Here is a 3,406-nt window from a genome sequence, read left to right as displayed (position 1 = left end):
TGGGGCAGCATCCCGCCGTGCGCGCGGCCGTGGTGCTGGCGCGGGAAGATCGGCCTGGGGCGCAGCGGCTGGTCGCATACGTGGTGGGCGCCCACGCGCCTACGGAAGCCCACGCACCGACGGCAGGAGAGGCGCGGCGCGGCCCTCAGCCCGGTGCCCTCAGCCCGGTGCCCGCGGACCTGCGCGCCTTCCTGGCGGCGCGGCTGCCGGAGTACATGGTGCCGAGCGCGTTCGTGGTGCTGGAGGCGCTGCCGCTGACCCCCAATGGCAAAGTCGATCGGCAGGCGCTGCCCGTGCCCGATTTTACACGGGCAGACGGCCAGGAGGCGATCATCGCGCCGCGTACGCCTGCGGAAGAGCTGGTAGCGAATATGTGGGCCGACGTGCTCGACGTCGAGCGGGTGGGCATCTACGACAACTTCTTTGAGCTAGGCGGCCACTCGCTGCTGGCAACGCAGATCATCTCACAGATACGCGAAATTCTGCATGTCGATCTGCCGCTCCGAAGTCTTTTTGAGGCGCCGACAGTCGCCGAGCTGACCGCGCGGATCGAGACAGCACAGCGCAGCGCGAGCTATCTAGCGAGCATGCCAATTGTGCCGGTCGCGCACGACCAGCCACTACCGCTGTCGTTTGCCCAGGAGCGCCTCTGGATTCTCGATCAGTTGGAGCCCGGCAGCACGACCTATAACATCCCGGCAAGCTTTCGGCTGACTGGATCACTTGACATGCCAGCGCTTGAGCAGAGCCTGAGCGAGATCGTGCGTCGTCATGCCGCGCTGCGTACCAGATTCACGGCAACTGATGGCGTTGCGGCGCAGGTGATCGATCCAGCGACTAAGACGGGCCTGATCCTGCGCGATCTAAGCGCACTGCCGCCCGATCGACGACCGGCTGAGGCCCAGCGCTGGATGCTGGAAGAGCACAGGCAGCCGATCGATCTCGCACATGGCCCGCTGCTTCGATGTACGCTGATCCGGCTGAGCGACGAGGACCATATGCTGCTGGTGACGATGCATCATATCGTCTCGGATGGCTGGTCGATCAGCGTCTTCGTGCGCGAGCTGAGCGCGCTCTACACCGCCTTGACCACCGATCAGCCGTCGCCTCTCCCGGAACTGCCCGTGCAGTACGCCGACTACGCCCTCTGGCAGCGCCAGTGGCTTCAGGGCGAGGTCCTGGAGCAGCAGCTTGGCTACTGGCGACAGCGCTTGGATGGCGCGCAGCCCGTGCTGGAGCTGCCCACCGACTGGCCCCGCCCGCCGGTGCGGACCTTCGAGGGTGGGCAGCAGATCGCCGAGCTCCCGGCGGAGCTGAGCGACGCGCTGCGGGCGCTGAGCCGCGCCGTCGGCGCCACGCTCTTTATGACCCTGCTCGCCGCCTTCAAGCTCCTCCTCGCCCGCCTCGCCGGCCAGTCTGACATCCTCGTCGGTACGCCCATCGCCGGGCGTACCCGCCGCGAAACCGAGTCCCTCGTCGGCTTCTTCCTCAATACCCTCGTCCTCCGGACCGACCTCGCCGGCGATCCCTCCTTCCGTGCCCTCCTCGCCCGCGTCCGCGAAACCACCCTCGATGCCTACGCCCATCAGGACCTCCCCTTCGAGCAACTCCTCGACGACCTGCATACCGAGCGCAACGTCAGCCATACCCCGCTCTTCCAGGTCTTCTTCAACATGCTCAACCTCCCCCCCATGCGCCTCGACCTTCCCGGCCTCACCGCCGAGCCGCTCACCGCTCCCGAAGTCGGCGCCAAGTTCGACCTCACGCTCTATGCCCAGGACCAGCCCGGCGCGCCGATCGCCCTCTCCCTGGTCTATAACGCCCAGCTCTTCCGCCCCGCCCGTATCCAGGAGTTGCTCGCCCAGTTCGCGCATCTGCTCGCCCAGATCGTCGCGCAGCCCGACCAGCCCATCGGCACCTACACCCTGGTCACGCCCCGCGCCCTGCCGCTGCTGCCCGATCCGACCCTGCCGCTCGATGCCACCTGGCACGGCGCGGTCCATACGCTCGTCGCCCAGCAGGCCCAGCAGCATCCAGACCGCATCGCGCTCGTCGATCCCCACGATACCTGGAGCTATGCCGAGCTCGACGCCCGCGCCAACCAGCTCGCCCATGTCTTGCTGGCCCACGGCGTGCAGCCCGACGATGTGGTCGCGCTCTACAGCGCCCGCAGCGCCGCGCTGGTCTGCGCGATCCTCGGCGTGCTCAAGGCCGGCGCCGCCTACACGATCCTCGATCCGGCCTACCCCCCGGCGCGCCTGATCGACTATGTGCAGCTCGCCCAGCCGCGCGCTTTCGTGCAGCTCGAAGCCGCCGGTGCGGTGCCCGACGCGCTGGAAGCGTGCCTCGCCACCCAGGCCTACGCCTGTCGGCTGGTGCTGCCGCAGGCGTTGCGCACCGCGCCGCCCGCGCTGCTCGCCGCCGCGCCACCCAGCGACCCGCAGGTGGCGGTCGGTCCCGACCACGCCGCGATCATCGGCTTTACCTCCGGCTCGACCGGCACGCCCAAGGGCATCGTCGCGCGCCACGGCCCGCTGACGCACTTCCTGCCCTTCTTGCAGCGCACCTTCGGCCTGCACCAAACCGACCGCTACAGCATGATCTCCGGGTTGGCCCACGACCCGTTGCAGCGCGATATGTTCACGCCGCTGTGTCTGGGCGCCACGGTCTGCGTGCCGGAGCCGGAGACGATCGTCACGCCGGGGCGCCTGGCGGCCTGGATGCGCCAGCAGGGCATTACGATTGCGCATCTGACGCCCGCGCTGGGCCAACTGCTGACCGAAACCGGCGCCGAGGCCGCCACCGGCGAGCCGCCGCTCGCCACGCTGCGCTACGCCTTCATCGTCGGCGACGTGCTCACGCTGCGCGATGTGGCGCGCATCCGGGCGCTGGCGCCGCAGGTGCAGTGCATCAACTTCTACGGCTCGACCGAGACGCAACGGGCGGTGGGCTACTACCGCATCCCGCCGGAGGAGGAGCGACCGCCGACGGGGCTGGACCTGCGGGCGAAGGAGATCCTGCCGCTGGGGCGGGGGATGGACGACGTGCAGGTGCTGGTGCTGACCGCGCGGCAGCAGTTGGCGGGGATCGGCGAGGTGGGGGAGATCTACATGCGCAGCCCGCACCTGGCGCGGGGCTACCTGGGCGATGGGCGGCTGACGCAGGAGCGGTTCCTGCCCAACCCGTTCACCGAGGCGGCAGGCGATCGGCTGTACCGGACGGGGGACCTGGGGCGCTACCGACCGGATGGCACGGTGGAATTCGTGGGGCGCGCGGACCAGCAGGTGAAGATCCGGGGGTTCCGGATCGAGCTGGGGGAGATCGAGGCGGTGCTGGGGCAGCACGCGAGCGTGCGCGAGGCGGTCGTGATCGCCCGCGAGGACACGCCGGGCAACAAGCGGCTGGT

General features: G+C 69.3%; 1 protein-coding gene. It reads left to right on the top strand.

Annotated elements, in window-relative coordinates; all coding sequences use genetic code 11:
* Positions 1-17: 17 nt before the first annotated feature.
* On the top strand, positions 18-3,406 hold a 3,389-nt coding region (locus VFZ66_20330), incomplete at its 3' end, for an amino acid adenylation domain-containing protein (protein HEX6291542.1).

The organism is Herpetosiphonaceae bacterium (assembly GCA_036374795.1).
Classification (GTDB): Bacteria; Chloroflexota; Chloroflexia; order Chloroflexales; family Kallotenuaceae; genus LB3-1.
Note: the sequence above shows the minus strand (reverse complement) of the source record. Positions and strands in the feature narration are given on the sequence as shown.